This window comes from Stenotrophomonas sp. GZD-301 (assembly GCF_049310345.1).
Classification (GTDB): Bacteria; Pseudomonadota; Gammaproteobacteria; order Xanthomonadales; family Xanthomonadaceae; genus Stenotrophomonas.
Genome location: NZ_JBMOWY010000035.1, coordinates 1 through 23,093, shown reverse-complemented (window position 1 = coordinate 23,093; position 23,093 = coordinate 1). Strand labels below are relative to the sequence as shown.

Genomic DNA, 23,093 nt, shown 5'->3' with positions numbered 1-23,093 from the left:
CTATCTGTCGCATCTTTTTTCATTCCCTCCGCACCCCTACCCCCCCCCCCCCCCCCCCCCCCCCCCCCCCCCCCCCCCCCCCCCCCCCCCCCCCCCCCCACTACCGGGATACCGTCATGCCCCTGATCCAGAACGACATCGTCGTCTTCGGCCTGATCGCCGCCACCCTTGGCGCCGTGTTCTGGACCGCCTCGCGCCCGCGCGGGCTGTGGAAACACTTCTACGCGGTCGTGCCGGCCCTGCTGCTGTGCTACCTGATCCCCGGCATCTACAACACCGTGGGCCTCATCGACGGGCAGAACACGCGCCTGTACAACCCGGTCGCACGCGACGTCCTGCTGCCCGCCGCGCTGGTGCTGCTGACCCTGGCGGTGGACATCAAGGGCATCCTGCGGCTGGGCCCGAAACTCATCGCGATGTACCTCGGCGCCTCCTTCAGCATCATGCTCGGTGCCGTGGTGGCCTTCCTGGTGATGAAGTGGATGCATCCGTCCACCGTTGCCGGCGACACCTGGGCCGGCATGGCCGCGCTGGCCGGCAGCTGGATCGGTGGCGGCGCCAACATGCTGGCGATGCGCGAAGTGTTCGACGTCAACGCGACCACCTTCGGGCAGTTCGCCGTGGTCGACGTCGGCGTCGGCTATGTATGGATGGCGGTGCTGATCTTCATGGCCGGCCATGCGTCCAGGATCGACGCGGCCAGCGGGGCCGATACCTCGGCGATCGATGCGCTGAAGGTGCGCATCGAGAAGTTCCAGGCCGAACACGAACGCGTGGCCAGCCTGACCGACCTGATGCTGATCATCGCGGTCGCGTTCGGCACCGTCGGCCTGTCGCATGCCATTGCCGGGCCGGTGTCGGCATGGTTCAAGGGCCACGTCAGCTGGGCCTCGCAGTTCAGCCTCGACGCGCCGTTCGTCTGGGTCGTGGTCATCTCCACCACCTGCGGCCTGGCCCTGAGCTTCACCCGGGCCCGCAACCTGGAAGGTGCCGGTGCCTCCAAGCTCGGCTCGTTGCTGCTGTACTTCCTGATCGCGTGCATCGGCATGCAGATGGACCTGCTCGCGCTGCTGGAACGCCCGTGGCTGTTCCTGCTCGGCCTGATCTGGATCGCCGTGCACATCGTGCTGCTGTCGACGCTGGCGATCGTGCTGAAGGTGCCGTTCTTCTACTTCGCGATCGGCTCGCAATCCAACATCGGCGGCCCGGCCTCGGCACCGGTCGTGGCGAGCGCCTTCCATCCCTCGCTGGCCCCGGTCGGCGTACTGCTCGGCACGATGGGCTACGCCACCGGCACCTACCTGGCCTACATCGTCGGCATCACCCTGCGCGCATTGGCAGGGCAGTAGCGCCCGACGGTTGGTCGGGCGTTGAGCGTGCCGACCAACGGTCGGCACCCACCGGGATGCGATGGCGCTCTGGTAGCGACCAACCACCGGGCGGGCGACAGCACTACGAGCCGGGAAGCGATTTTGCCACGAGTGAGGATGTGTTGTTGTTTTTTCGCTCCCCCCACCTCCGCTCGTCCCCCCCCCCCCCCCCCCCACTACGGGGTTCAGGCGGGAAGCAGGCCGCGGTCGATCAGCCACGCTTTGGCGTCTTCGGCATCCTGCTCGAACCACGCTCTCGTCGACCCCAACCGATACGTATACCCCCACGTATCCATGTCGGCCATCAGCCGATCGCTGCCCACGCCCGGCAACTGTGCGGCCAGCACGATCTGCAGGTAGCAGGTGGCGTCTTCCTCGGGCACCGAATCGGTCGCGTCCGTGTGCACCAGCGCACGTCGCTCCGGCGGCAGCACGATCAGGTGGCAGGCCTCGTGCAGCATCGAATGCACCGGCGTGTCGTCGCGCACGTACACATCGCTGCCGATGATGCCCGCCTCGGGCTCGCCCCAATAGCTGCCCGGGATCGGCGCACCCGCCTCGACCCGATGCAGGCGCAGCGCATGCGCCGCCAGCAGCGTGGCGGCATCCTCGAAATGAATATCGCCGACGCAGGTGACCTGCGGTTCGGCGTCGGTGGCGACGTGGGTCATGCGCTACGAAAAGTGCGCCCCTTCCAGACGGAAGGGGCGGTGTCGGTCAGGGCTGCTGCGGACCTTCCGGCAGCGCCACGGAGATATCCAGCACGTCGTGCTCGCCGTCCTTGACCAGGTCCACCTTGACCGCGTCGGCGTCGATGTTGACGTACTTCTTGATCACTTCCAGCAGCTCACGCTGCAGCAGCGGCAGATAATCCGGGCCGCCACGGTGGCTGCGTTCCTGCGCGATGATGATCTGCAGGCGGTTCTTGGCCGTTTCGGCAGTGGTCTTCTTCCGGTTCAGGAAATCGAACAGTCCCATGCTTACCCTCCGAACAGCTTGCTGAAGAAGCCTTTCTTCTCCACGGTGGTGAAGCGCATCGGACGCTCTTCGCCGAGGATGCGGCCCACCGCATCTTCGTAGGCCTGGCCTGCCGCCGATTCGGGGTCCAGGATCACCGGCTCGCCCTTGTTGGACGCATTCAGCACGTCACCCGATTCGGGCACCACGCCGATCGCCTTCAGGCCCAGCACTTCCTCGACGTCGGTGATGCTCAGCATCTCGCCACTTTCCACCCGTGCCGGGCTGTAGCGCGTGAGGAGCAGGAACGCCGGCACGTTCTGGCCGGACTCGGCCTTGTGCGTCTTCGAATCAAGCAGGCCGATGATGCGGTCGGAGTCGCGCACCGACGACACTTCCGGGTTCACCACCACCACGGCGCGGTCGGCGTAGTACATCGCCAGGAACGCACCCTTCTCGATGCCGGCCGGCGAGTCGCAGATGATGTAGTCGAAGCCGTCGGCGGCCAGGTCCTTGAGCACCTTGCCCACGCCTTCCTGGGTCAGCGCATCCTTGTCGCGGGTCTGCGAGGCAGCCAGCACGTACAGGTTGTCGAACCGCTTGTCCTTGATCAGCGCCTGCTTGAGCGTGGCTTCGCCGTGTACCACGTTGACGAAGTCGTACACCACGCGGCGCTCGCAGCCCATGATCAGGTCGAGGTTGCGCAGGCCGACGTCGAAGTCGATCACCGCCACCTTTTTGCCACGACGTGCCAGCCCGCAGGCCAGGCTGGCGCTGCTGGTGGTCTTGCCGACGCCGCCTTTGCCGGAGGTGACTACGATGATTTCAGCCAAAGGACTTCTCCTGATTCTTATATTTTGGGGGCTGCATCAGTCCAGCGCAGCGATCTTGATCTGGTCCTGTTCCAGCCACACCTGCACGGCCTTGCCGCGCAGCGTGTCCGGGACATCGTCCAGTACCTTGTAATGGCCGGCAATGGCGACCAGTTCAGCATGGAAATCACGGCAGAAAATACGCGCCGCGGTATTGCCTTGGGCACCTGCCAGGGCACGGCCCCGCAGCGTACCGTAGATATGGATGCTGCCGTCGGCGATCACTTCCGCGCCGGCGCCGACCGTGGCCATGACGGTCAGGTCGCAGTTCTCGGCATACAGCTGCTGGCCCGACCGCACGTTGCTGGTCTGCATGCGGCCGGGCTGCGGCGCAGCGCCGGCCGGGGGCGCCGCAACCGGTGCGGGCGTGGCGGCGGCGGCCGCGCGGGTACGCCGCGGCGGTTCCGGTGCCGGCGGCGGGGCGACGGGTTCGGCCTCGGCGCGTTCGTACTGCGCGCGGAACTTGGCCAGCAGGGGCAGGCCGAGCTGCTGGGACAGCAGGTCGGTCTCGGTGGTGCCGTAGGCCAGCGCCACCGGCAGCACGCCGGCGCCACGCAGGCCATCGAGCAGCGCCCGGGCCGTGGCCACGTCGGGCATCTGGCTCAGGCCACCGAAATCCAGGATCACCGCGGCGCGCCCGAACAGCTTGGGCGCGCGTGCCACGCGGTCGTGCATTTCACGGGTGAGGCGTTCGACGTCGAGGGTGCGGATGCGCAGGTTGGCGATACCGACCTGGCCGATCTTCAGTTCCCCGGCCTGTTCAAAATCCATGTTCGCTGCCACCAATCAGGTCCCCGTCGGCCGTTGTACGCGCAGCGGCTCGCGACGGTGGCCCACCCAGGGCACGTCGGGCAGCTGGTCGCCGTAGGTGTCGTGCACCCACTGGTAACTGCACAGGTCCTTGAGCAGCATGCTGGCGCGCACGTCCACGTGCGACATCGTGTTCTGCCCGACCTCGCGGAAGCCGAAGCTGCCGTGGAAGAGCAGGGCGGCATCGGCGCCGTGGTCCAGGAACACCTCGCAGGTCATCTGCGGGTAGCGCAGCTCGGCGTAGCTCTGTGCATCGGCATAGAACGCACGGCCGACACCACCGCCACGACGGCGGCTGGCGACCACGATGCGGTCGATATAGAAGAAGCCGGTGCCCAGGTGCTGCTTGAACCAGGCGAAGTTGGTGCTGTCGTGCTGGCTCTCGCTGCCGAAGCCGATCAGGAAACCGGCCAGGTTGCCGTCGCGCTCGGCGACGCGGAAATATTCAGCGGTTTCGTAGAACAGACGCAGTCGCGCGGCATCCAGCGGCAGGATGGCCAGGCCGGCGTTGTTGTTCAGGGCCAGGACGGAATCGAGCTCGTGCTCGCGCACGTCGCGGATGACAATCGACATTGTGACTCCGTGGGGTAACGCGGTCGGCCCATCGAGGGGCCCTGCGCCGGATTATTGCATGGGTGGCCGCCCCCCGCGAGCCGGCGGCCATGACTTATGTCCGGGTGCAGGGGCGCAGGTTCAGCCTAAGATGCATCCATGTTGGGATACCTCAGCCAAACCCGAGTACTGCGACTGGCCGGCCTGTTCACCTGGGTCATGCTCGGCTTGCCGTTGGTGTACTCCCAGTACGAAGCCCTGATCCGCCACAGCGGCGGGGTGGACCTGTTCGCCGTGCTGCTGTTCGTGGCCTACCTGGCCTTCGGCGGCGGCTACCTGTGGCTGACCCGCGGCCTGCGACACGGCGGGCACTCGGCCTGGTACGACCGCGCGATCCTGGTGCTGCTGACCGTGTCGGCCCTGGGGGTGAGCTTCCTCAGCGGCTCGGGCCTGGGCAGCATCCTGATGATGGTGGCCGCCGGGGTGATCCCGTGGATGCTGCCGGCGCGGGTGGGGGTGATCTGGCTGCTGCTCAGTCAGCTGGCCGTGGCCCCGGTCTATTACCTGTTCCTGCCGTTCTCGCTGTTCGAGGCGGTGATGCAGTCGCTGCTGTATGGCGGCTTCTCCATGTTCATCTTCGTGACCAGCCTGGTCGCCCGGCAACAGACCGACGCCCGCGAGGAGCAGCGCCGGCTCAACACCGAACTGCGCGCCACCCGCGTGCTGCTGGCCGAGAGCGCGCGCGTCAACGAGCGCACCCGCATCTCGCGCGAGCTGCACGACCTGCTCGGCCATCACCTCACCGCGCTCAGCCTGAACCTGGAAGTGGCCGGCCACATCACCGAAGGCCAGGCCCAGGAGCATGTGCACCAGGCCCATACCCTGGCCAAGCTGCTGCTCACCGATGTGCGCGAGGCGGTCAGCCAGCTGCGCGACAGCGGCGCCATCGACCTGGCCGCCGCGCTGCGCCCGCTGACCGAGCAGGTGCCGTCGCTGGACATCCACCTGGACATCGAAGAACCGCTGAGCGTGGAAGATCCCGAGCGCGCCCATGTGCTGCTGCGCTGCACCCAGGAAATCATCACCAATGCCGTGCGCCACGCGCACGCCCGCAATCTCTGGATCCGCGTGCGCCGCGAGGCGCCGGGCATGGTGGTGCTGCAGGCGCATGATGACGGGGTGGGGGCCGACGGCATCGTGGTCGGCAATGGTTTGCGCGGGATGCGCGAACGCCTGCAACAATGCGGCGGAGAGCTGCAGATCGAAACCCGCCGGGGACAGGGCTTCCGCCTGTGCGCCTCGGTCCCCGGCGTGCCAGTGCTGATGCTGGGTGCCATCCTGGAAGGAGTGCGTTGATGATTCGCGTCTGCCTGGTCGACGACCAAACCCTGGTGCGGCAGGGGATCCGCTCGCTGCTGGCGCTCGACGATGGCATCGAGGTGGTTGCCGAGGCCGCCGACGGGCGCCAGGCGGTCGAGGTCGTCCCGCAGGTGCGCCCCGACGTGGTGCTGATGGACATGCGCATGCCGGTGATGTCCGGACTGGAAGCGCTGCAGATGCTGTCGCGTCTGAACCAGTTGCCGCCCACCATCATCCTGACCACCTTCGACGACGACCAGCTGGTGCTGGCCGGGCTGAAGGCCGGCGCCAAGGGCTACCTGCTCAAGGACGTCACCCTGGAGCAGCTGGTCGGGGCGATCCGGACCGTGGCCGACGGGGGCTCGCTGGTGCAGCCGGCCGTGACCCAGCGCCTGCTGTCCGGGCTGGAGCACATGCGCAATGAATTCGTCAGCCTGGACCGCCCCGATCCGCTGACCGACCGCGAGACCGAGATCCTGCGGCTGATGGCCAGCGGGTTCTCCAACAAGGAGATCGCCAATTCGCTGGGCGTGGCCGAGGGCACCATCAAGAACCACGTGTCCAACATCCTGTCCAAGCTGGGTGTGCGCGACCGCACCCGGGCGGTGTTGAAGGCCTTCGAACTGCAGCTGGTCTGAGGCGGCCGGCGAAAACATTCGACGATGGCCGAAACGCTTGCGGCACAAGGGATGTGGTGGGCTGGTGAGGCTTTTTCGCCGAATCCGGCAAAGAAATATCGCCCATCCCCTACGTGCTGACACCCGTGATGCGCTATCTTTCCGCTCCTTGTCTATGCAAAACCGCTGCCGGCATGGAAACCGGTGCGCCAATCCTGATCAACAACACCCGCGAAGCCTGCTAGGATTGGCGCTTCGCTTCAATCAACCCGGCCGTGGGATCGGCCCCGGAGACTCCTGAATGACCCGTATTATCGAGTTCCTGATCGCCTTGGGGATCGTGGCTGGCCTGTTCGTCATCATTGGCGTATGTCTGCCGGGCGAGCGCCATATTTCCGAAAGCATCGAGACCAACCGCAAGATGACGATCGTGTTCGACACGGTCAACAGCCTGCGCCGCTTCAAGGACTGGAACCCGCTGCTGCTGCGCGATCCCGCCGTTGAACTGAAGCACTCCGGCCCCGCCGCCGGCGTGGGTGCCCGCCTGGACTACGCCTCCAAGGAAAGCTCCCTGGGCCAGGGTAGCTGGGTGATCACCGAGTCCGAGCAGAACAAGCACGTGGCGATCGCGATCGAGGACCCGAGCAAGGGCCACGACAAGACCACCAGCTTCACCCTCGAGCCGACCGGCAAGGGTGGCCGCAACGTCAAGATCACGCAGGACTACAGCGTCAAGTACGGCTTCAACCTGTTCGGTCGTTACGCCGGCCTGTACGTCAGCCGCCACATCGGCGACGACCTGAAGCTCGGCCTGAGCCGCATGGCCAACATGCTGGCCACCGTGCCGAACGTTGACTACCGCACCGCCGAAGCCCCGCTGAACGATCTGGCCATCGTCGATGTCCCGGCCGAAGACCTGCTGGTCGTCACCGCCGGCAACGTTGATCGCGGTCAGGAAACCATCACCAAGTCGATCCACGACAACCAGGAATGGATCAAGCGCGTGATGGAGGCCAACAACCTCGAAGCCGCCGGTCCGCTGCGCATCATCACCACCGACTTCGGTCAGGAAAAGTACGCCTTCGACGTGGCCCAGCCGGTCAAGAAGAAGGGTGCTGAAGCGGCCTCGGCCGAAGCCCTGACGGTGAAGATCGACGGTGGCGCCCCGGTCAAGTACGTGCACGTTGCACCGCACCGTTCGGCCCACGCGACCTACACCGGCCACATGGCTGGCCTGGACGTGGCGCGCAACGCCCTGCGTGCCTGGACCGTCACTGCCGGCAACGAAGTGATCGACCGCCCGTACGAATCCTGGAACGGTGGTGTGGACAAGTCCTTCACCCCGGAAGGTACGTACGACATCTACTGGGCCGTCAAGTAAACCGACGGTTGCCGTGATGTAACGCACGACGAAAACGCGCCGCTTCCTGCGGCGCGTTTTTTTTTGCCGCTCCGCTACCGGGGCCTTGTCTGGAAGGATGGAAGGATGCTCAACCTCGAACGACGCGCGCGCAGACCCTCGCTGCTGGCCTGCCTGGGTGGCCTGCTGGCCGCCGCGGCCGTGGGCCTGTCGGCCTATGCATCGCACGGCATCGCCGAGCCGCTGGCGCAGTCGCACGTCAACACCGCCGCGCTGTTCGCGTTCGGGCATGGTGTGGCGCTGGCCGCGCTGGGCGCCACCCAGCAGAACCGGGTCGGCAAGCTGGCCCTGTCGGTGCTGCTGCTCGGTACCCTGCTGTTCTCGGGCAGCCTGGTCGCCGGTGCGATCTGGCAGTTCCGCACCGGTCTGGCACCGGTCGGTGGCAGCGCGCTGATGCTGGGGTGGGTGGTCTACGCCTTCAATGCCCTGAGGCGTTGAGGTGCCGCGCTTCCGCCGCGGCTTCGACGTGGAGGAGGCCCACGCCTGGCTGAGCCGGCGTGACCGTCGCCTCGGTACCTGGATGAAGCGGCTCGGCCCGATCGAGCCGCCGCCGGGCTGGCGGCGCTCGTTCGACCCGGTCGATGCGCTGGCGCGGGCGATCCTGTTCCAGCAGCTCAGCGGCAAGGCCGCCTCCACCATCGTGGGCCGGGTGGAAACGGCGATCGGCAGCCCGCGGCTGCACGCCGATGCCCTGGCGCGGATCGATGACCCCGGCCTGCGTGCGTGCGGGGTGTCGGGCAACAAGGCGCTGGCGCTGCGCGACCTGGCGCGGCGCGAAGCGGCCGGCGAGATCCCCGACCTGCGCCGGATGTCGGTGATGGACCACGATGCGATCATCGCCGCGCTGGTGCCGATCCGCGGCATCGGCCGCTGGACGGTGGAGATGATGCTGATGTTCCGCCTTGGCCGGCCGGACATCCTGCCGATCGACGACCTCGGCGTGCGCAAGGGTGCCCAGCGCGTGGACAAGGCCGCGCTCATGCCGACGCCAAAGGAACTGCTGGTACGCGGCGATGCGTGGGGACCGTTCCGGACCTACGCCAGCCTGTACCTGTGGCGCATTGCCGATTTCACCGACGCACCCAAACCGCCCACCAACCGGTCGCAGGACTGAGCGCGGCGGGTCAGTCCAGCGCCGGCGTCCTCGGCGCGAATGCCGGGTCGTCGCTGAGCCGGCGCGGGGGATGGCGGTGTTCCTGCGCCAGGTGACGGTGATAGCGGAAGGTGGCCACCGTGCCGCGCACCATGAACACGATGACCACGACCATCCATGCACTCCCCGGCAGTGTCATCCCGCCGCCCGCGACGGTCAGGAGCACCTTGCAGGCGACGTAGTAGCCCAGCAGCAGGCAGGCCGCCACGCGGCTGGCGCGCAGCACGCCCCAGGACAGGCAGATCTGGATGCAGGCATCGACCAGGAAAAATACTGCGGCCAGTGAGATGCCGAAGCGCCCGGCCTGTGTGTTGATGCTTATCTGGATCCCGTCCTGCAGGCGGTACACGACCATCCTCAGCGCCACCACGGCCAGGATCGCGCCGAGCGCGGCCATGTGCCGGATCGGCGAGGTGATCGCGTGCGGCGCGTGATCCCATGCCCGGCGCCGCGCAGCGGGCGGGGTGGTCGTACCGACGCGGTACGGGCTGTTGTCATCCATGATCCAGCTCCCTGATGGAATGCGGAGGTTAGTCGCCCGCCGGGCGCCAGCACCAGTGCCAGGGCTCGTAGACGATGCCGTGCGGATTGTCGCGCGGGTAGCTCATCCGGAAGCCGGATTCGGCCGCGTGTGCGGTCAGCCAGGCGAAGGCGGGCGTGACCTCGAAGCTCTCTTCTGCCGGGGGTTCGCCCGGGCTGCCGATGTCCAGCGCGCGGCCGCTGTGGTGCTCGCTGTAGCCCGGGGCAGCGTTGACGGTGAGAATCTCGGCCACGTCCAGCCCACGGGCGCGTTTGCGTTCGAAGATGCCCAGCTGATAATCGTGGCTGCGGTAGCCGGAGATGGCTTCCAGCACGATGCCGTCGGCGGCTGCCTGCATACGCATGCGCTGCCAGCTGCGCGCGGCGCGATGGTGCAGCCACAGCGGGCGGCGGTAGCGGTCGCGGCCGGCGAACTGCAGCCGCGCCGGTTCGGCTTCCAGTGACAGCCCGGTGTCGTGTTCATAGGCTTGCGCGTCCACGCCAAGCTGCGCCAGCCGCACTTCCAGCCCGTGCAGCGGCAACAACGTGTCCAGGTCGTGCGCGCGCTCGCGGCCGGTGAACTGCTGTTCGAGCGCATCCAGCGCCGCGTCGATGCCCGGTTCGCGCATCAGGTGCGGCACCAGCGGCAGCACACCGTGTGCGGACACCACCGCCAGGTAGCGGCCATCGCGCTTGCGCCGCAGTACCGTGTGGGCGTGTGCCAGGGCACGCGCATCGGCATTGCCGCGTGCGCGCAGCAGGCCGCCGGGCCACAGTTCGATCTCGGCGGTATTGATCAGCAGGGCAGGGGATCGACGCATGCGCCCAGCTTAGTGCGTGGCCGCAGGCACGGCCAGCGCCTGCAGCGCGTCCAGCAGGGCGCGAGGCTGCTCGGGGCTGAGCAGCAGCGCGCCGCCGTCGTGCAGGGGCAGGTACAGCACCCGGCTGGCGTCGGTGAGCAGGCAGAACGCACGGCTGCCGTCGCGCAGCCGGTAGTGCCCGGCGTGGAAGCCGGGGACGCCGTAGCCGTTGAGCATCATCCGCGGGCGGAGCGCGTCATGCTCGGCCAGGTCCAGCACCCGCGCCCTGGCGAGCGCCATCGCCTGCACCGGCACCTGCCTGCGGTAGAACGTGGCCGTCAGGTCCAGCGTGCTGCCCTGCAGGGCGATGCGACGGCGGAAAAAGGCCCCGGTCAGCACCGCCAGCAGCAGCGCCATGAACGGCACCGTCAGCACCAGTTCGTGCGCGGTGCGCTGGTCGGACTGCAGGGTGCCGGCCACGATCAGCGCCGCGCAGCCGAGCAGGGGCACCCACAGCCAGAGCAGCCGCCACACCGGCGCCGGCGCCACGGCGAAGGTGCGGCCGTCGAGGCCGGCCGTGCTCACCGCTGCGCTCCGATCCACTGCGCCACCTCGTCGATCAGCGTCGGTGCCACGTGGCCGGGGATGGCGTACTCGTTCAGCGTGCCGGGGCCTTCACCGGCAATGCCAAGGTGGTTCAGGGCCGGGTAGTGGCGGAAGGCCACGGCGCGTTGCCGCGCCAGGCCGCGCTTCCACAGCTGCCAGTCGGTATCGACCACCTGGATGTCGCGCCCGCCCTGCAGCAGCAGGATCGGCTGCGCGAGAGTGCGCGCGTCGGCGACCGGATCGATGGCCTCGAACGACTGCCAGTAGCGTGCCGGCTGGCCCAGCGGCAGGTCGGCGGCGGCGACCGGAGCGGTGCCGCGTGCGGCGGCGATCTGCCTGTCCAGCTTGTCCAGGAAGGCCTGCTCGTCGGCGCTGATCTGGCCGTCCAGGCCCAGCAGGTAGCGGTTCTGTTCGGGCAGCAGGGTGAGCAGCGAGCGTGCGGGTGCAGACCACAGCACTACGCCGGCCACGCTGCCGGAACGGCGGGCGATGCGCGGGGCGAGCATGCCGCCCTGGCTGTGGCCCATCACGTAGATGTGCCGTGGATCGATGCCGGCGGTGCCGGCCAGCGCCGCGACGGCCGCCACGGCATCGTCGGTGGTTTCATCGTCCACGGTGTAGTCCGTGCCGCTGAAATCCTGCGGACGCGCATGGGTGCGCTTGTCGTAGCGCAGCACCGCGATACCGTGCGCGGCCAGGCCGCGTGCCACGTCCAGGAAGGGGCGGTTGGCCCCGATGGTTTCGTCGCGGTCCTGCGGGCCGGAGCCGTGCACCAGCACCACCGCGCGGAACGGACCCTTGCCCGTGGGCAGGGCCAGCGTGCCGGGCAGGGTGCCTTTCGCGGTCGGGATGTCCAGCGGCTGTTCGCGATAGTCCGCACCGGCCGGGACGTCGGGGGCGGCCGCGGCGGGTGCAGCGACAGGCCTGAAGGTGAGCCCGGCCACACGCCCGCCCGCATCCACGGCGACCTGCGCGGTCAGCTCGCCGGACGCGAACTGCAGCGGCTGCACCACGACCTGCATGCCCTGGTGGGGGGTTACCTGCGCAGTACCGCGCCCGCGCGGTTCGCCGAACGATCGCCACAGGGCCCGCAGCGTATCCGCCGGCGCTGCCTTGGCCAGCTCGGGGGTGAACATCGCCTCGGCCGCCTGCGCATCGCCGGCCTGCAGGTGGTCCAGCAAGGCGGTGGCGGTCTGTTCGGGCGGGGCGGCCGTGGCGGCCAGCGCCAGGCTGGCGATCAACAGGGCCGCGACGCGCTGGCATGTCCTACGCATCTCAGGCCTCCTGCTTGAACACCAGGACCGCCGCGGTCATCGGTGCGGCCATGACGATGTTGACCAGTTCCCAGCCGAGCTGACCGTGCCGGTTCAACTGCGTCTGCACTTCCTCGGTGTCCATCTTCCCCGACCAGCTGGGCTTCACCTCTACGGTCAGGTACTTCCAACGCTTGCTCATTCCTTGCTCTCCTTGTTGGCATCCGGTTTGGGAAGGCGTCCGGCCTTGCGCAGTGCGTCGCGCAGCACGTATTCGATCTGTGCGTTGAGGCTGCGCAGCTCGTCATCGGCCCAGCGCTGCGCGGCCGCCAGCACGTCGGCGTTGATGCGCAGCGGGTAGGCTTTCTTCTCGGCCATGACGTCAGTACAACGAGCCGGCGTTGACGATCGGCTGGGTGCCACGGTCCGAGCACAGCACCGTCAACAGGTTGCTGACCATGTGCGCCTTGCGCTCTTCGTCCAGCTGCACCACGCCGTTCTTCTGCAGCTCGGCCAGGGCCATTTCGACCATGCCCACCGCACCGGCGACGATCCGCGTACGCGCGGCGATCACCGCATTGGCCTGCTGGCGCTGCAGCATCGCCTGGGCGATTTCGGCGGCGTAGGCCAGGTGGCTGATGCGCGCGTCGAGTACCTGCACGCCGGCATCGGCCAGGCGCTCGGCCAGTTCGTCCTTGAGGTGCTGGGAGATCTCGGCGGCGTGACTGCGCAGCGAAAGCTGGCCGTCTTCATGCTGGTCGTAGGGGTAGCTGGTGGCCATCGCGCGCAGCGCCGATTCGGACTGGATGTGCACGAAGCTCTCGTAGTCGTCCACGTTGTAGACCGCCTCGGAAGCGTCCACCACCTGCCAGACGATCACTGCGGCGATCTCGATCGGGCTGCCGTCCAGTTCATTGACCTTGAGCTTGCCGCTTTCGAAGTTGCGCACGCGCTGGCTGACCTTTCGCTTGCTGAAGAAGGGGTTGTTCCAGCGCAGGCCGTTGTCCTTGACGGTGCCGACGTACTTGCCGAACAGGCTCAGCACAACGGCCTGGTTGGGCTGCACGGTGTACAGGCCGGCCAGCACCAGCAGCGCCAGAGTGCCGATGCCCAGCCCCGCGAGGATCGACAGCACCGCCAGCGCGCCGCCGGCCTGCTTCTGTTCGATGACACCGCCCACAAACAGGGCGCCGCCCAGAACGGATGCCAGCAGCACCAGGGCGAGCAGGACCAGGCCGGACATCGAACGGATGGTTTTCTCTTTCACGGGGATCGTCCTTGGGAGGGTTGGGACTCAAAGATATCAAAATGATATCAGTCTGCAAGTGCCCCCTGCGCGGGGGATCATCCCGTCGCCGGCCGTCACGCTCTAGAATGCCTACCCGCCCCTGATGCCCGGAAAACGCCATGACCACGCTCGGTACGCCGCTGTCTCCTTCCGCCACCCGCGTCCTGCTGCTGGGCTCGGGCGAACTGGGCAAGGAGGTCGCCATCGAGCTGCAGCGGCTGGGGGTGGAGGTGATCGCCGCCGACCGCTATGCCGATGCCCCGGCGATGCAGGTGGCGCACCGCGCGCATGTGATCGACATGCTCGACGCGATGGCACTGCGCGCGCTGATCGCCCAGGAGCAGCCGCACCTGATCGTGCCGGAGATCGAAGCGATCCATACCGAAACGCTGGTGCAGCTTGAGCAGGAGGCCGGCCAGCGCGTGGTGCCCACCGCACGCGCCGCCCGCCTGACGATGGACCGCGAAGGCATCCGTCGCCTGGCCGCCGAAACCCTGGGGCTGCCGACCTCGCCGTACCGCTTCGTGGATACCGAGGCCGAGTACCGCGCCGCCGTGGCCGCGATCGGCCTGCCGTGCGTGGTCAAGCCGGTGATGTCGTCCTCGGGCAAGGGCCAGAGCACGCTGCGCAGCGAGGCCGACATCGCGCCGGCCTGGGAATACGCGCAGACCGGCGGCCGCGCCGGCGCGGGCCGCTGCATCGTCGAAGGCTTCATCGACTTCGACTACGAGATCACCCTGCTGACGGTGCGTCATGCCGGCGGCACCTCGTTCTGTGCACCGATCGGCCACTGGCAGAAGGACGGCGACTACCGCGAAAGCTGGCAGCCGCAGCCGATGTCGCCGCGTGCGCTGGCGCGTGCCGAAGAAATCTCGCAGGCCATCACCGACGATCTTGGCGGCTGGGGCCTGTTCGGCGTGGAGCTGTTCGTGAAGGGCGACGAGGTGTGGTTCAGCGAAGTCTCGCCGCGCCCGCACGACACCGGCCTGGTCACGCTGGCCTCGCAGGAACTGAGCGAGTTCGCGCTGCACGCCCGTGCGATTCTCGGCCTGCCGATCCCACTGATCCGCCAGAGCGGTCCGTCCGCCTCCTGCGCGATGCTGGCGCACGGCGAAGGCGTGCCGTTCTTCAGCAACGTCGACGCCGCGCTGGTCCATCCCGATTCGAGTCTGCGCCTGTTCGGCAAGCCCAGCGTGCACGGTCACCGCCGCGTCGGCGTCACCTTGGCGCGCGGCGGCGATATCGACGAAGCACGCCGCATCGCGCGCGAGGCGGCCGAGGCGATCGTCATCGAGCTGCGCCCCTGACCGGGGCGCAATGAAACGGTGGGTACCGACCGTTGGTCGGTACCATGAAACGGTGGGTACCGACCGTTGGTCGGCACCATGAAACGGTGGGTACCGACCGTTGGTCGGTACCATGAAACGGTAGGTACCGACCGTTGGTCGGTACGCTCTCAGCGCACGTCCACCCACACCAGATGGTGGTCGCTGCCATCGGCGATCTTCGCCTCCGGGCGCTCGTTGGCCGGCCAGAACACGCCGCTGCCCACGTAGCTGAAACCGACCGACGGCAGCACGTAGTCCAGGCGCATCGTGCCGGACTTCGGGCCGAAATCGCCGGTGGCATGGAACGGCGCGCCCTTGCGCACGATGCCCTTGGCCGCATAGGCGAGGCTGGTCTCCTCGGCACCCACGCTGCGCGGGGTCGGGTAGCGCAGCACGCGCGCGTTCTCGATCAGTTCGACAATCGCCTCGTGCCGGCCATCGCCATCGACCGGGTCGTTGTTGAGGTCGCCCAGGATCGCGAAGCGCGCGTCCTGCGCAAGGCCACCGCACTGGCCGCGGTCGTCGCACAGCCAGGGCTTTTCGCCGGCCGACAGATACTCCTGCCACAGGCGCAGCTCATCGTGGTTGCGCGCGGCGTTGCGCTTTTCCGGGCCATCGAACACCGGCGGAGTCGGGTGCGAGACCAGCGCGTGGACCACGCCGTTCGGCGTCGTCACCGGCACGTCCCAATGCGATTTGGAGGACAGGCGCAGCTGCGACCACACGTGGTCGTTGTAGAAGGAGGTGCCCGTGCGCGGGTCGATCGGCCGCAGCGCGCCCGGCATCGTGCTCCACTTCAGCAACTGGAAGCTGCGCACCTTGTCCGCATCGATCGGGTAGCGCGACAGCACCAGCATGCCGTACTGGCCCGGGTGCAGGCCGTAGCCCCAGGCATCGTTGCCGCGGGCGCGGCCGTCGCCGCCGATCTCGCCGTTGTTGTCCAGGTCCAGCCCGCTCTGCACGCCGGTGTTGACCGGGGCCAGGTAGCGGTAGGCGTAGTGCAGCGGCTCACCCCCGCCGGGCTGGGTGGTGCCCAGGTAGCGCTGCTGGAACAGGTCGGCGGCGCGGTGGGCGTCGTCGTAGTCGAACTCGTTGAGCAGCACCAGATCCGGGCGGACTTGCTGCAGCACCGCGGCGATCTTGCGTGCGTGCTCGCTGTCGCCTTCCAGCTCGGCGATCAGCCCGCCGGTCTCGTCGCTGTACAGCGAGGTGTTGTAGGTGGCAATCCGCAGGGGCGCGGAGGAAGGGTCCGGCATGGCGGCGGTCTTGGCGGGGCTCTGGGCGCAGGCGCTGCACAGCAGGGCCAGGGCAAGGATCAGGGGATGGGCTTTCATGCGCCTATTTTGCACCCAGCGCGATGTCAGTGCTGCGTCAGCGCCCGTCCAGGTCGTCGTCGAAATCGTGCCAGCGGCGGCCGTCGTAGGCCTCCAGCGGGCGGAAGCGGCGCTTGTAGTCCATCTTGCGGTGGTCGCGGATCCAGTAACCCAGGTACAGATGCGGCAACTGCTCGCGTCGGGCCCAGGCGATCTGCTGCAGGATCGCGAAGGTGCCCAGGCTGCGCGCGGCATGGTCCGGGTCGAAGAAGGTGTACACCGCCGACAGCCCCTGCGCGGTGACGTCGGTGACGGCCACGCCGAGCAGGTCGCCGCGGCGCCCCGGCTGGCCCGGCCCGCGCACCTCCAGGAAGCGGCCCTGCGACCATTGCCCGATCAGGAACTGGTCGAACTCGTGCGGGCCGTGTTCGTCCATGCCGCCCTGGGCATGGCGGTGAGTCAGGTAGCGGTGGTACAGCGCGAACTGCTCGTCGGTCTGTTCGGCTGCCACGATCCGCACGTCCAGATCCGCGTTGCGCGCCAGACAGCGGCGCTGGCTGCGGTCCGGCGCGAAGCGCGCCACTGGCACACGCACCGCCACGCAGGCATGGCATTGCGCACAGTGCGGCCGGTAGACCAGGTCGCCCGAGCGGCGGAAGCCCCAGCTCAGCGCCATCGGGTACAGGGAACCCAGGCGTGCGTCGTGGGGGTCGAGCACGAGGTCGCGCGCGGCCCGGTCCGGCCAGTAACCACAGGGGTGGTCGCCGGTCTGGAACAGTCGCAGCTCGTCGTCGCGGTCGCCGTGTATTGCCATGTGCCCAGCATAGCGCCGGGGCGTCGCAGGCGGCGCGACTGTCTGCCAAATGAACGCGGCCGCCGGGGCGGTCAACCGGGCCGCCGCCTGGGCGTTGTTACCGGTGTGGGTGCCCACGCACCGCACGCGGATTTCCCTACGAACCGGAGTGACCCATGCGCAATCGCAACCCCCTTCTGCTGCTGGCCCTGCTGATGACCACCGGTGCCGCCGGCCTGGCGGTGGCCGCCGATGCCCCAACCCCGACCGGTGCGCCGGCACGCGCCACGCTGGACACCAACGGCGACGGGTTCATCGACCGTGCCGAAGCGACCAAGGCGCCGCGCCTGGCGGCGCAGTTCGACACCCTGGACGCCAACAAGGACGGCAAGCTGTCGCGCGAGGAACGGCCGCGCCCGCATGGCAAGCGGCACGGCCGTGGCCCGGGTGGCCGTGGCGACATGCTGGCCAGGCTGGACACCAACAAGGACGGCCGCATCAGCCGCGAGGAGGCCAAGGCCGATCCGCGCCTGGCCGCGCGCTTCGACCAGATGGACGTCAACAAGGATGGTTATCTGGACAAGGCCGACCGCGAGCTGCGCATGAAGCAGCATCGCGATGCGTGGTTCGCTGCCGCCGATACCAACAACGACGGCCAGATCAGCAAGGCCGAGTTCGACGCCGCCAAGGGGCCGTTCGGTGGTCCGCGCGGCGGTCACCGTGGCGACGCGCCGCCGGCACCGAAGGCGCGCTGACGCAGCGTCCGCCCCTCGCAACGCAACGCCGGGCGCTGGCCCGGCACCCCACAGCGCCGGTCATCGACCGGCGTTGTGCTGTCCGGCCTCAGGCAAGGCCCATGCGGATGGCCCCGGCGATCACCACGACCATCAGCAGGTTCACCGCCAACATCGCCTTGCCGCCGTACATCCACTGGTAGGTCCACGTGGGCCCACTGCGTCCGTGGCGGGCGGCGTCGCGGGCGATCATCGGCGCCATGATCCGCTGCAGCGGCACCAGACACTGGTAGTTGATGACGGCCAGCCCGATCACCAGCGCGACCAGCGGCCAGTACCACGTGGCCTGCAGGGCGGTCAGAACGAAGACCGCCATGCACACCAGCATGGCGGTGAAGGTGCTGTAGTGCACGAAGCCGCGCACGGCCGCGCGCTCGGCGTCGGTTTCCGCGTAGCGCATCAGGTAGCGCCCGCCGAGGTAGCTGCCGACCACCCCACCCACCATGCCGCCAACCGCCGCGCCCCAGCCGAAGCCACTGGCAAACAGGTGACTCTGGCTGGCAGCGGCGCCCAGCGAGCCCATCGCCGCGCCACCGGACAGGCTGGCACCGCCCAACCCGAGCTTGCCGGTGCCGATGCCGGTGCCGATCAGGATCGCCGCACTGGCCGTGCCGGGCGCAGCGACCAGCGCCATCGACACCACGGTGGTGGCGAACGCCGCGCTGGGCGCCGAGTTGCGGGCGAAGTCGCCGAAGCGGCGCAGCATCTCCTCGCGCACGGTGGCCCGCGCCCGCGACAGCCGTTTGCGCACGGCGGCATCGCTCAACCCGAGCAGGTCGGCCACCTGCTGCGAGCGCTGACCCTCGCGGTAATACAGCAGCAGCGTTTCGCGGCTGTCTTCGGGCAGCGCTGAAATGATTTCCTCGGCGGCCACCTCTTCTTCCACCCGCTGCAGGTACTCCGGTGCGCTGGGACCGGGATCGGCGGCCATGCTGATCGCCATCTCGGCCGCTTCGCCCGACAGCGGCCGGCCGCGGTTGGCGCGCAGCCAGTCGCGGGCCAGATTGCGCGTGATCTGGCGCAGCCACGGCAGGAAGCTGGCGTGGCTGTGCAGCTGGTTGAGCTGCTGCCAGGCCTTGATGAAGGCTTCCTGCGCGATGTCCTCGCTGGCCTGCACGTCGCGGGTGATGGCCAGGGCGATCGCGGTCACCGTGTTCTGGCAGGCCAGCACGATACGGCCGTAGGACTGCTGGCAACCGCCCGCGGCGGCGGGCAGTTCGCGCTCCAGTGTGGCGGTCAGCGGGTGCGGGGTCATGGCGTCGGTCCCTGGGGATGGTGACATCATGACGTGGCAGGGCAGGGAATGTGACCGCCGGGCGCGGCTTACGGTTGTTGTGCCGGTGTGATCCGCACGCGGACCTCTTCCTCTTCCTGCGCCGGCTGGGTGGCCGGTGCCTGCGGCTGCGCCTGCTGGATCTGCACGGGCACCGCCGTCGGCGCGCCACGGTGGCGCATCATCACCACCATCGCCACCGCCGCGATGACCAGCAGCAGGCCGATGCGGATACGCCAGGCCCAATTGCGGCGTGGCGCCACCTCGCCCACCTGGTCGCGGAAGGCGAACTCGGCGGTGGGGTGGTCGCGCCGGGTGGTTTCCAGCAGGCGGGCGTCGCGCAGGATTTCACGCGCGCGCGGCTGGTCGTCGGCATGCACCACCCACAAAGTAGGGTGGGTGGTGGCCTTGCTGGTGTCCAGGTAACTGAACTGGCTGCCACGCTTGCTGTGGTACGAGCGCCCGTTGGTGATGCGCACGTCGATGCCCGCATCGCGCAGCAACTGGGCCACGCCTTCCACGGTTTCCACGCGCTGGCTGCTGAAAATCTGACGCATATCGAATTAGTCCTTGGCCGGTACGGCGGCGGCCGCGGCACTGTCGGTGACCACGCGGATCAGCCCTTCCTGCGCCGTGCTGGCCACCAGCACGCCGTCGCGGGTGAAGAACTGGCCACGGGCCAGGCCGCGTGAATCCTGCGCGCTGGGGCTGTCCAGCGAGTACAGCAGCCAGTCGTCGGCGCGGAACGGGCGGTGGAACCAGATCGCGTGGTCGAGCGAGGCCATCTGCACGTGCGGCTGGTAATAGCTGATGCCGTGCGGGAACGTGGCTGTGCCGAGCAGATGGAAGTCCGAGGCATAGGCCAGCAGCGCCTGGTGCAGCTCGGGGGCATCGCCCACGGTTTCGTTCAACCGCAGCCACACCTGGTGGTAGGGCGGGCGCTTGGGCGGGTTGAGTTCGTCACGCGGGTACACGTGGCGGAACTCGAACGGGCCGCCGCGCGACAGCCAGCGCTGCACCTTGATCGGCAGGCGTTCGAGCACTTCCGGCGGCAGCGGGCGGTTGGGTTCGATGTCTTCCGGCTGCGGCACTTCCGGCATCTTGTGCTGGTGTTCGGCACCGCTCTCGGCCTGCTGGAACGAGGCCGCGCAGAAGAAGATGACCTTGCCGTGCTGGATCGCGGTGACCCGGCGCACCGAGAAGCTGCCACCGTCGCGGGTGCGGTCCACGTCATAGACGATGGGGTGGTCGATGTTGCCGGCACGCAGGAAATAGGCGTGCAGCGAATGCACGTGGCGGCCGTTCTCCACCGTGGCCTGCGCGGCCGACAGCGCCTGGCCCAGCACCTGCCCACCGAACACGTATTTGGTGCCGATGTCGCGGCTCTGGCCGCGGAACAGGTTGTCTTCCAGGCGCTCGAGCGTGAGCAGGTCGATCAGCTCGGAAACGACGGGTTCGTGCGTGTCGGACAAGGGAGGCAACCAGCAGGGGGCGAACCCGAATTATAGGGTAGAGCCGGCCGCTGGCCGGATTCCCGGTGCGTGTTGGTTGTGCGGGGAGCCGGCCAGCGGCCGGCACTACCTGGGCGTGCGGGAGCGGGCCCGCATGCGGGTCAGGCCTTGCCCAGCCGGGCGACCAGGGTCTGCAGGGCCTGCTGGGCGTCCGGGGCGTACCAGGCCTCCACGAAGCGGTCCAGCTGGATCAGGTCCGGGTGCAGCGCTTCATGCAGATCGGTGCGGGCGATGGCGCGGGTGAGCAGCATCGGCTGGCGCGGCAGCTTCAACAGGCGCTGCAGCCAGGCCACCGCGCGCGGCACTACCTGCGGCGCGTCGGCCAGCTCGTCGACCAGGCCGATCTCCAAGGCCCGCTCGGCCGGCACCATTTCTCCGCCGACCAGCAGCTGGGTGGCGCGGTGGTGGCCGACCACGCGGCGCATCAGACGCTGGATGCCTTCCGGCGCCACCAGCCCGACCTGGACTTCATTGAGCCCGATCACCGTCGGCTGGGCCGGGTCCGCGCTGCGCGCCAGCACCCGGTAATCGCAGCACAGCGCCAGCACGCAGCCCCCGGCCGGGGCATGACCGGTCAGCGCGGCCACCACCGGCACGCGGCACTCGGCCAGGGTGCGCACCGCACCGAAGAACGCCTGCCAGCTGTCCAGCAGCTTGTGCCTGTCTTCGCCGTGGCCAAGCAGGTGCGGCACATCCATGCCGGCGCTGAAGATGCGCTCGCTGCCGGACAGCACGATGCCGTGCACGTCGTCGGTCATGGCCTGGTTGACCGCATGGATCAGATGGCGGCACAGCTCGGTGTCCAGTGCGTTGACCGGCGGGCGCGCCAGCCGCAGCTCGCGGATGGGGCCGTGGTTGATCACCTCGATAAGCGTCGTCATGCTGCGATCTCGTTGCGGGCAGGGAACTGAGACGATGATAACCAAACCATTCGTGTGCGTATTGTTGGGCCTGTGTGCGTTCGCAGCATCAGCTGCCGCAGCCGAACCGGCGTGTGTAACGGTGCGCGAAGGCTGGGTGCGGCTGCCGCCGGGTGCGATGCCGATGGCGGCCGGTTACGGGACGATCCGCAACGACTGCCGCAGCGCGGTGGTGGTGGTCGGCGCGGGCAGCAAGGCGTTCGGCGACGTGTCGTTGCATGAAACGACGCTGGTGGAGGGCGTAAGCCGCATGCGCGAAGTGGAGCGCTTGCCGATCGCAGCCGGGGGCACGGTGGAACTCAAACCCGGCGGCCTGCACCTGATGCTGATGCAGCCGGAAGTGGCCTTGAAGGAAGGCACGCAGGTACCGCTGCGCCTGACCCTGGCCGACGGGCGCAAGGTGGATGCCACCCTGCAGGTCCGCAAAGGGACGCCCTGACCCCCGGTAGAGCCGACCGTTGGTCGGCTGGCCGCGCAACGCGCGGCAATGATCGGAACCTGACAAACGCACCCTGGTAGAGCCGACCGTTGGTCGGCTGGCCGCGCAACGCGCGGCAATGATCGCGGCCTGACAAACGCACCCTGGTAGAGCCGACCGTTGGTCGGCTGGCCGCGCAACGCGCGGCAATGATCGGAACCTGACAAACGCATCAACGGCAGCCGGGTAGAACCCGGCTCTACGGGGTCGCGCGCAGCGTCACGACCAGTCGAACGTGAACAACACCGTCCGGCTGCGCGGCTCGTAGAACATCAGGATCGCGTCGGCGCCGTTGGCACACCAGTTGTAGGCCGCGACATCGGCGACATGGAAGAACGGCTCGCCGTCGCGGGTGATGCGGATGCCATCGTCCGGCAGGTGGTCGCTGCTGTTGCGGAAATGCAGGGTGCCGCGCTGGGTGGTGCCGGCCAGGTCTTCGATCACGAATGCGGACGGAATACGTGTGTAGCCGGTCCAGTTGCCGTACCAGAACGGACCGCCCAGATTGCCCAGGTACGCCTGCTGCTGCCGCTCATCGTCATCGACGTCCATGCCGCTGACCAGCATGCCGTACTGCTGGAAATGCGCGCGGGCCCTGGCGTGGCTGTCCTGCATGTCCGCCGCATGCGCCCGCAGGTCCTCATCCACCGGCAACGCATCGCGGTTCTGCGGCGCACGCTGGAAATAGCCTTCATTGCCGAGGAAGCGCAGCCGGTTGTCCGCGTCCAGTTCAAAGGCCAGCCAATTGCTGCTGGTGAACGGGGTGTGGTGCGCCTCGGTGCCATCGCCGAGGCAGCCTTCGTACGGCTCGATCGGACACAGCAGCGTTGCCACGCGGCCGGCCAGTTCCGGCCGCAGCAGGCCCAGGTCGATGGCGATCAACGGCAGCAGGTGATCGGCCAGCCAGGGCTGGTCGTGAGCGAAAACGTCGGTGGGGAAGGGCGTCAGGCCGGGCTGAAGCGTGCGGACATCGGTCTGGTGGAACATGGCGATCCTTTGCACAAAAACGCGCTAATGGCGCCCGAGGAAATCCCGGTAGTGGGGGGGGGGGGGGGGGGGAGGGGGGGGGGGGGGGCGGGGGGGGGGGGGGGGGGTGGGTGTTTGTCT

Annotated in this window: 28 protein-coding genes; 9 read left to right on the top strand and 19 right to left on the bottom strand. The window is 68.4% G+C overall.

Annotated elements, in window-relative coordinates; all coding sequences use genetic code 11:
• Window positions 1–116: 116 nt before the first annotated feature.
• Complete coding sequence (locus ACO6VK_RS09600; protein WP_422506640.1) at window positions 117–1,349, top strand: DUF819 domain-containing protein; 1,233 nt, start codon at window positions 117–119, stop codon at window positions 1,347–1,349.
• A gap of 206 nt (window positions 1,350–1,555) precedes the next feature.
• Here the strand turns inward: ACO6VK_RS09600 and ACO6VK_RS09595 are convergent, their stop codons facing one another.
• The 5 genes from ACO6VK_RS09595 to ACO6VK_RS09575 are packed head-to-tail and all read right to left on the bottom strand — an operon-like array spanning window position 1,556 to window position 4,582.
• On the bottom strand, window positions 1,556–2,041 hold the full coding sequence (locus ACO6VK_RS09595) for a hypothetical protein (RefSeq protein ID WP_422506639.1): 486 nt from the start codon (window positions 2,039–2,041) through the stop codon (window positions 1,556–1,558).
• Window positions 2,042–2,087: 46 nt separating this feature from the next.
• The gene (minE, locus tag ACO6VK_RS09590; protein WP_017355894.1) at window positions 2,088–2,348 is read right to left on the bottom strand and encodes a cell division topological specificity factor MinE; all 261 of its coding nucleotides are present in this window, start codon (window positions 2,346–2,348) and stop codon (window positions 2,088–2,090) included.
• 2 nt (window positions 2,349–2,350) lie between these two features.
• A complete protein-coding gene (minD, locus tag ACO6VK_RS09585; protein WP_422506638.1) occupies window positions 2,351–3,160 on the bottom strand; it encodes a septum site-determining protein MinD in 810 nt (269 codons plus the stop codon).
• 36 nt (window positions 3,161–3,196) lie between these two features.
• Window positions 3,197–3,970 carry a septum site-determining protein MinC gene (gene minC, locus ACO6VK_RS09580; protein WP_422506637.1) on the bottom strand — a complete coding sequence of 258 codons (774 nt, stop codon included), beginning with the start codon at window positions 3,968–3,970 and terminating at the stop codon, window positions 3,197–3,199.
• A 15-nt stretch (window positions 3,971–3,985) separates the two neighbouring features.
• Window positions 3,986–4,582, bottom strand: coding sequence for a GNAT family N-acetyltransferase (locus ACO6VK_RS09575; protein ID WP_017356780.1), 597 nt, complete (start codon window positions 4,580–4,582; stop codon window positions 3,986–3,988).
• 138 nt (window positions 4,583–4,720) lie between these two features.
• Between ACO6VK_RS09575 and ACO6VK_RS09570 the strand changes: the two genes are divergently transcribed.
• The 5 genes from ACO6VK_RS09570 to ACO6VK_RS09550 all read left to right on the top strand — a co-directional run bounded on the left by ACO6VK_RS09570 (window position 4,721) and on the right by ACO6VK_RS09550 (window position 9,071).
• Window positions 4,721–5,917, top strand: a complete 1,197-nt coding sequence (locus ACO6VK_RS09570; RefSeq protein ID WP_422506636.1) for a sensor histidine kinase — start codon at window positions 4,721–4,723, stop codon at window positions 5,915–5,917.
• A complete protein-coding gene (locus ACO6VK_RS09565; RefSeq protein WP_411850266.1) occupies window positions 5,917–6,558 on the top strand; it encodes a response regulator in 642 nt (213 codons plus the stop codon). The genes ACO6VK_RS09570 and ACO6VK_RS09565 overlap by 1 nt, the downstream gene beginning before the upstream one ends.
• Before the next feature lie 280 nt (window positions 6,559–6,838).
• Window positions 6,839–7,918 carry an SRPBCC family protein gene (locus tag ACO6VK_RS09560; RefSeq protein ID WP_411850267.1) on the top strand — a complete coding sequence of 360 codons (1,080 nt, stop codon included), beginning with the start codon at window positions 6,839–6,841 and terminating at the stop codon, window positions 7,916–7,918.
• A 105-nt stretch (window positions 7,919–8,023) separates the two neighbouring features.
• Window positions 8,024–8,395 (top strand): DUF423 domain-containing protein, encoded by a 372-nt coding sequence (locus ACO6VK_RS09555; RefSeq protein WP_422506635.1) that lies wholly within the window; start codon window positions 8,024–8,026, stop codon window positions 8,393–8,395.
• A gap of 1 nt (window position 8,396) precedes the next feature.
• The gene (locus tag ACO6VK_RS09550) at window positions 8,397–9,071 is read left to right on the top strand and encodes a DNA-3-methyladenine glycosylase family protein (protein WP_422506634.1); all 675 of its coding nucleotides are present in this window, start codon (window positions 8,397–8,399) and stop codon (window positions 9,069–9,071) included.
• Window positions 9,072–9,081: 10 nt separating this feature from the next.
• Here ACO6VK_RS09550 and ACO6VK_RS09545 read toward each other — a convergent pair whose 3' ends face one another.
• Genes ACO6VK_RS09545 through ACO6VK_RS09515 form a run of 7 tightly spaced genes read right to left on the bottom strand, consistent with a single transcriptional unit; the run spans window position 9,082 to window position 13,555 of the window.
• Window positions 9,082–9,612 (bottom strand): hypothetical protein, encoded by a 531-nt coding sequence (locus tag ACO6VK_RS09545; protein WP_422506633.1) that lies wholly within the window; start codon window positions 9,610–9,612, stop codon window positions 9,082–9,084.
• 28 nt (window positions 9,613–9,640) lie between these two features.
• Complete coding sequence (locus ACO6VK_RS09540) at window positions 9,641–10,450, bottom strand: M15 family metallopeptidase (protein ID WP_422506632.1); 810 nt, start codon at window positions 10,448–10,450, stop codon at window positions 9,641–9,643.
• 9 nt (window positions 10,451–10,459) lie between these two features.
• Entirely contained in the window at window positions 10,460–11,014 is a 555-nt protein-coding gene (locus ACO6VK_RS09535; RefSeq protein WP_422506631.1) for a PH domain-containing protein, read from the bottom strand.
• Window positions 11,011–12,309: an alpha/beta fold hydrolase gene (locus ACO6VK_RS09530; RefSeq protein WP_422506630.1), complete on the bottom strand. Its 1,299-nt coding sequence runs from the start codon at window positions 12,307–12,309 to the stop codon at window positions 11,011–11,013. Before ACO6VK_RS09530 ends, ACO6VK_RS09535 begins: the two co-directional genes overlap by 4 nt.
• 1 nt (window position 12,310) lies before the next feature.
• Window positions 12,311–12,490: a DUF4177 domain-containing protein gene (locus ACO6VK_RS09525; RefSeq protein WP_017354939.1), complete on the bottom strand. Its 180-nt coding sequence runs from the start codon at window positions 12,488–12,490 to the stop codon at window positions 12,311–12,313.
• Window positions 12,487–12,666 carry an Arc family DNA binding domain-containing protein gene (locus ACO6VK_RS09520; protein WP_422506629.1) on the bottom strand — a complete coding sequence of 60 codons (180 nt, stop codon included), beginning with the start codon at window positions 12,664–12,666 and terminating at the stop codon, window positions 12,487–12,489. The genes ACO6VK_RS09525 and ACO6VK_RS09520 overlap by 4 nt, the downstream gene beginning before the upstream one ends.
• A 4-nt stretch (window positions 12,667–12,670) precedes the next feature.
• Window positions 12,671–13,555 (bottom strand): SPFH domain-containing protein, encoded by an 885-nt coding sequence (locus tag ACO6VK_RS09515; RefSeq protein WP_422506628.1) that lies wholly within the window; start codon window positions 13,553–13,555, stop codon window positions 12,671–12,673.
• Between the two features lie 140 nt (window positions 13,556–13,695).
• Here ACO6VK_RS09515 and purT point away from each other — a divergent pair, with 140 nt between their 5' ends.
• Complete coding sequence (purT, locus tag ACO6VK_RS09510) at window positions 13,696–14,883, top strand: formate-dependent phosphoribosylglycinamide formyltransferase (RefSeq protein ID WP_422506627.1); 1,188 nt, start codon at window positions 13,696–13,698, stop codon at window positions 14,881–14,883.
• 149 nt (window positions 14,884–15,032) lie between these two features.
• Here purT and ACO6VK_RS09505 read toward each other — a convergent pair whose 3' ends face one another.
• The gene (locus tag ACO6VK_RS09505; RefSeq protein WP_422506626.1) at window positions 15,033–16,238 is read right to left on the bottom strand and encodes an endonuclease/exonuclease/phosphatase family protein; all 1,206 of its coding nucleotides are present in this window, start codon (window positions 16,236–16,238) and stop codon (window positions 15,033–15,035) included.
• A gap of 37 nt (window positions 16,239–16,275) precedes the next feature.
• Entirely contained in the window at window positions 16,276–17,031 is a 756-nt protein-coding gene (locus tag ACO6VK_RS09500; RefSeq protein WP_422506625.1) for an arginyltransferase, read from the bottom strand.
• Between the two features lie 155 nt (window positions 17,032–17,186).
• Between ACO6VK_RS09500 and ACO6VK_RS09495 the strand changes: the two genes are divergently transcribed.
• The gene (locus tag ACO6VK_RS09495) at window positions 17,187–17,765 is read left to right on the top strand and encodes an EF-hand domain-containing protein (protein ID WP_422506624.1); all 579 of its coding nucleotides are present in this window, start codon (window positions 17,187–17,189) and stop codon (window positions 17,763–17,765) included.
• Window positions 17,766–17,853: 88 nt separating this feature from the next.
• Here the strand turns inward: ACO6VK_RS09495 and ACO6VK_RS09490 are convergent, their stop codons facing one another.
• From ACO6VK_RS09490 to ACO6VK_RS09475, 4 genes are all read right to left on the bottom strand, one after another.
• Entirely contained in the window at window positions 17,854–19,059 is a 1,206-nt protein-coding gene (locus ACO6VK_RS09490; RefSeq protein WP_422506623.1) for an RNA polymerase sigma factor, read from the bottom strand.
• Window positions 19,060–19,127: 68 nt separating this feature from the next.
• On the bottom strand, window positions 19,128–19,634 hold the full coding sequence (locus tag ACO6VK_RS09485; protein WP_422506622.1) for a putative signal transducing protein: 507 nt from the start codon (window positions 19,632–19,634) through the stop codon (window positions 19,128–19,130).
• Window positions 19,635–19,640: 6 nt separating this feature from the next.
• Window positions 19,641–20,549, bottom strand: a complete 909-nt coding sequence (tesB, locus tag ACO6VK_RS09480) for an acyl-CoA thioesterase II (protein ID WP_422506621.1) — start codon at window positions 20,547–20,549, stop codon at window positions 19,641–19,643.
• Between the two features lie 140 nt (window positions 20,550–20,689).
• The gene (locus tag ACO6VK_RS09475) at window positions 20,690–21,469 is read right to left on the bottom strand and encodes an enoyl-CoA hydratase/isomerase family protein (RefSeq protein ID WP_422506620.1); all 780 of its coding nucleotides are present in this window, start codon (window positions 21,467–21,469) and stop codon (window positions 20,690–20,692) included.
• A gap of 34 nt (window positions 21,470–21,503) precedes the next feature.
• Between ACO6VK_RS09475 and ACO6VK_RS09470 the strand changes: the two genes are divergently transcribed.
• Entirely contained in the window at window positions 21,504–21,947 is a 444-nt protein-coding gene (locus ACO6VK_RS09470) for a copper chaperone PCu(A)C (protein ID WP_422506641.1), read from the top strand.
• Window positions 21,948–22,205: 258 nt separating this feature from the next.
• Here the strand turns inward: ACO6VK_RS09470 and ACO6VK_RS09465 are convergent, their stop codons facing one another.
• The gene (locus ACO6VK_RS09465) at window positions 22,206–22,973 is read right to left on the bottom strand and encodes an enolase (RefSeq protein ID WP_422506619.1); all 768 of its coding nucleotides are present in this window, start codon (window positions 22,971–22,973) and stop codon (window positions 22,206–22,208) included.
• Window positions 22,974–23,093: the final 120 nt, after the last annotated feature.